A 4,195-nucleotide genomic window follows, 5' to 3' on the forward strand; every position below is an offset into this window, starting at 1 on the left:
GGGCCTTGTCCGTTACGGCGTCGAGCAGGGCGCAGGTGAACTGCTTCGTGATCGAGCACATGCGAAACAGTGTCTGCGGCGTGAATGGCGTACGGGTTTCGGCGTTGGCAAAGCCCCAGCTATGTCGCGCAATGATCTCGCCCTTTTGGATCACCGCGGCTGCCCCGCCGGGCCCCGGATAGGCAGCGGGCAGGGTCGCGAGAACACGATCGAGCAGAGCGTGAGGCATGGGGAATCTCCGGCGGGTTTTTACCATGTTGCTGCCATGAAATTATGGCACACTCCTTCCATGTCAGCGATTCCGGATCAGACTCCCCCGCCGACAGCGGAAACACTGCGTGAGGCGGCCCTGCGTCATCTGGCGCGCTTTGCCGCGACCGAACAGGGGCTTGCGCAGGTGCTCGACCGCGCCGTGATGCGCTGGGCGCGTAAATTCGCCACCCAGGGAGGCGAGACAGACCAGATCGACTCAGAGCGCGAGAAAAGCCGCGCCGTTATTGCCGCAATCGTGAGCGATATGCGTCGTATCGGCGCACTGGATGATGCCGCCTTCGCGCGTTCCCGCTCGCTCAGCCTGACCCGGTCCGGGCGGTCTCGTCGTGCCGTGGCGGCCAGCCTCACCCAGAAAGGGATCGGGGCCGAGACGTTGGGCGAGGCGATGGAAGAGGCTCTCGGCCATCGGCATGACGACGAGGCAAAGGAGCGTGAGCTGGCGGCAGCCCTTGTTCTGGCACGCAAGCGTCGGCTTGGCCCCTTCAGCCGGGATGAGGGCGAGATGGCCCGCAGTGACGCAGGGGAGGCTCATCAGCGGGCCCTGGCGATTTTTGCCCGCGCCGGATTTGGCCGAGACGTGGCCGAACAGGCGCTGGCTCTGGATCTGACAGAAGCGGAGGATCGCGTCATGGCGCTCAAATCGTCATGAGAGACACTGGGTTGGAAAGAAGGACCTTGCGCAAATTAAGCCCGTTTCTCGGGCGTGGGTTGGGGCTGGGCCTGTGTCTGGGGCTCGCTGCCTGTGGGGGTGGCCCGCGGGAATATAGCCGTGCCAGTTTCAATGGCCCGCTCCAGTGCGCACCTTATGCACGAGCCAAGACAGGCGTGGCACTTTATGGGGCTGCATCATCATGGTGGCGTGGTGCCTCAGGCAAATACCGGCGAACGCAGACGCCGGCGCAGGGCGAGATCCTTGTGTTTCGCTCGACCGGACGCCTGCCATCAGGTCATGTTTCTGTGGTGCGCAGTACGGTCTCGTCGCGCAAGATCCTCGTGGAACATGCCAATTGGGAGCCGGGCCGGATTGATCGATCCGTGCCGGTCATTGATGTCTCTCCCGGGAATGACTGGTCTCTTGTGCGCGTTTACTGGGCCCCCATCAGGAGCCTCGGTGCGCGTGCCTATCCCACTTACGGCTTTATCGTACCGCGTGATCTGGACGATATTGCGCGCTTGCAAGTGGCGCGTGATCACGCCATGTGAGAAGCGAGAAAAAAGACGGCTGGATGGTCCCGTCACACAAGGAGAGAGATTATGGGTAGCATGAGTCCCCTGCACTGGCTGATAGTGCTTGCCGTTGTGCTCATCCTGTTCGGTGGTGGCAGCAAGATCAGCGGGCTGATGGGCGACTTTGCGAAGGGCATCAAATCCTTCAAGAAGAACATGGCCGAAGACGAATCCATGGACACCCATCCGGCCCAGCCCAACGGGCAGATTGCCCCCCCGCCGCATGGCAACGCCCAGGGCGCGCCGCAGGGCGTTCCTCATGGGAATTTTCAGGCACCCCAGTACACGCCTCCGGTTTCCGGCGGCAGTGTGAACAACACCAATCACTGAGCTGTTCATGACCGAGGTTTCTGACCGGCTCTGGTCGGGTGCTGTGCAGGATGTGATCCGGGCCGGACAGCGAATGGACCAGCGCGGCTGGGTTCCTGCCACGGCGGGCAATCTGAGTCGACGCCTGTCTGACGGGCGCATCGCGATTACACGCTCCGGAGGTCACAAGGGCTTCCTGACCGAGCAGGATGTGATCGAGATTGACCCGCAGGGGCACCCGCTTGATGCGACGCAAAAGGCCAGTGCCGAGACATTGCTGCACACACAGCTTTACGCTTTCGATCCTTTGGTCGGGGCAGTACTGCATGGTCATTCTGTTGCAGCAACCGTGCTTTCCATGGCGATGCCGGGGGCGTCCCTCACTTTGGCAGGTTACGAACTGCTGAAGGTTTTCGAGGGTCAATCGACCCACGCGACGTCCATTGACGTGCCTGTTTTCGACAACGACCAGGATATCGCAAGGCTGGCAGGTGTGGTCGCGCCCTCGCTCGGGAAAATGCCTGCGGGCTATATCATCCGGGGGCATGGTGTTTATGTCTGGGGGCGGGACATGGCGATGGCGCTGGCCCGTCTCGAAGGGCTGGAATTCCTGCTGGCCTGCGAACTCGAAAGGCGGAAAGCATGAGCCGACTGACGATCTATCGCGATGACGCGCCTGAGACCATTCTGCTCGATACGCAGGATGGACGTGAAATCGCAGAGACGCTGCGCCCCCTCAATGTGCGTTTCGAGCGCTGGCAGTCACCCGTGACGCCGGCGAAGGACGCGGCGCCTGAGGAAATTCTGGAGGCGTATCGCCCCTATCTCGACGGACTGATGGGTGAGACCGGCGCAGGCAGTGCCGACGTGGTGCGGTTTGATCGCCACACCCCCCAGATTGCCGCCATGCGCGAAAAATACCTGTCTGAGCATACCCATAGCGAAGATGAGGTTCGTTTCTTCGTGCATGGGCAAGGGGCCTTCGTGCTCCATGTGGGCGACAAGGTCTATTCCGTGCTCTGTGTTCAGGGTGATCTGATTTCCGTTCCGGCGGGAACGCCTCACTGGTTCGATGCCGGTCTGTCGCCCGACGTCGTCGCGCTGCGCGTCTTCACAGACACGACAGGCTGGGTTGCCGATTACACCGGTGACGAGATTGCCCGTCGTTTTCCCGTCACGATCCCGGATATTGCCGCATGAGCGCTATTCGTCTGGTTCTGCTCGATATCGAGGGAACTACCCTGCCGATTTCCTTCGTCAAGGATGTGCTGTTTCCGTATTCGGACAAGGTCATGCCCGATCTGCTGCGCGAAAAGGCCAACGATCCGCTGGTCAAGGTCGCGCTGGCCGATATCGAGGCGGCCAATCCCGGATGCGATCCTGTAGCTCAGCTCCATGACTGGACGGTACGCGACGAGAAGGTAGCCCCTCTGAAGTCCCTGCAAGGCCTTGCCTGGAAAACGGGTTTCGAAAGCGGGGAGCTCAAGGCCCGTCTCTACCCAGACGTACCCTCTGCCCTGAAGGCGTGGCACAAGTCAGGGTTGCGCCTTGCGGTGTACTCTTCGGGCTCCGCCAGCGCGCAGCGCCTGCTTTATGGCTATTCCGATGCGGGTGATCTGACAGATCTGTTCGAAGCATTTTACGACCTCGATATCGGCGGCAAGAAGATTGCCGAGAGCTATCGCGAGATTGCTGCCCGTGCAGGTGTTGCCCCCGAAGAGATCCTGTTCCTTTCCGATATAGGGGCCGAGCTCGACGCCGCTCTTGAGGCCGGGCTCAAGGTCTGCCAGCTTGTTCGTGCCGAGGATGGCACCCAGCCTCATGCAGGTGTTCGTCAGGCTATCGACCTGGCAGGTGTCAGCCGACAGTTCGAGCTGCCGGTTTCATGACCCTGTACGAGAACTGGACGGCGATACCCGCAAAAGCCCGTGGTGCCGCCGTAGCTCTCGGTAATTTCGATGGTGTGCATCTCGGGCATGTCCATCTTCTCAGATCCCTCCATGGTGCGCGGCCCGATCTGGCGCTTGGGGCAGTCACCTTCGAGCCGCATCCGCGCGAGTATTTTCGTCCTCAGGACCCACCCCTGCGTCTCATGCTGCCCGAGACAAGAGCCTTCTTTCTGCATGAGCAGGGCGTACGCTCCATCTTCCAGCTACCGTTCGATGCCGATTTCAGTCATCTGAGCCCGGACCAGTTCGTCGAGGATGTGCTTCACAACGCGCTGGGCGTGCAACATGTGGCGTGCGGGCCTGACTTCGCTTTCGGCCATCGCAGAGCGGGCAATATCGACTACCTCGCGCGCAAGCTCGAAACGCTCGGTATCGGGCTGACTGTGGTGCCGCCCCTGACCGATATCAGCGGTCCTTTTTCGTCCTCACGAATCCGG

Annotated in this window: 7 protein-coding genes and 1 pseudogene; 7 read left to right on the forward strand and 1 reads right to left on the reverse strand. The window is 61.2% G+C overall.

What is annotated here, in order from left to right; all coding sequences use genetic code 11:
• Nucleotides 1-229, reverse strand: a 229-nt coding sequence (locus P792_RS38935; RefSeq protein WP_035440179.1) for a serine hydrolase, incomplete at its 3' end; no start/stop codon positions are given.
• Nucleotides 230-289: 60 nt separating this feature from the next.
• On the opposite strand from P792_RS38935, the gene P792_RS31500 reads away from it, so the two are divergent.
• The 7 genes and pseudogenes from P792_RS31500 to P792_RS38940 form a co-directional block, all read left to right on the forward strand.
• Nucleotides 290-922, forward strand: a complete 633-nt coding sequence (locus tag P792_RS31500; protein WP_023979339.1) for a regulatory protein RecX — start codon at nucleotides 290-292, stop codon at nucleotides 920-922.
• A 26-nt stretch (nucleotides 923-948) separates the two neighbouring features.
• Nucleotides 949-1,476, forward strand: a complete 528-nt coding sequence (locus P792_RS31505; RefSeq protein WP_023979340.1) for a CHAP domain-containing protein — start codon at nucleotides 949-951, stop codon at nucleotides 1,474-1,476.
• Between the two features lie 51 nt (nucleotides 1,477-1,527).
• Complete coding sequence (locus tag P792_RS36660; protein ID WP_023979341.1) at nucleotides 1,528-1,830, forward strand: twin-arginine translocase TatA/TatE family subunit; 303 nt, start codon at nucleotides 1,528-1,530, stop codon at nucleotides 1,828-1,830.
• A gap of 7 nt (nucleotides 1,831-1,837) precedes the next feature.
• Nucleotides 1,838-2,455 carry a methylthioribulose 1-phosphate dehydratase gene (locus tag P792_RS31510; protein ID WP_023979342.1) on the forward strand — a complete coding sequence of 206 codons (618 nt, stop codon included), beginning with the start codon at nucleotides 1,838-1,840 and terminating at the stop codon, nucleotides 2,453-2,455.
• Nucleotides 2,452-3,009, forward strand: coding sequence for an acireductone dioxygenase (locus tag P792_RS31515; protein WP_023979343.1), 558 nt, complete (start codon nucleotides 2,452-2,454; stop codon nucleotides 3,007-3,009). Before P792_RS31510 ends, P792_RS31515 begins: the two co-directional genes overlap by 4 nt.
• Nucleotides 3,006-3,698, forward strand: a complete 693-nt coding sequence (gene mtnC, locus P792_RS31520) for an acireductone synthase (protein ID WP_023979344.1) — start codon at nucleotides 3,006-3,008, stop codon at nucleotides 3,696-3,698. The genes P792_RS31515 and mtnC overlap by 4 nt, the downstream gene beginning before the upstream one ends.
• Nucleotides 3,695-4,195 (forward strand): annotated as a pseudogene (locus tag P792_RS38940) (riboflavin biosynthesis protein RibF); the annotation flags it as partial. The gene mtnC and the pseudogene P792_RS38940, both read left to right, overlap by 4 nt.

Source organism: Asaia sp. SF2.1 (genome assembly GCF_000505765.1).
GTDB lineage: Bacteria > Pseudomonadota > Alphaproteobacteria > Acetobacterales > Acetobacteraceae > Asaia > Asaia bogorensis.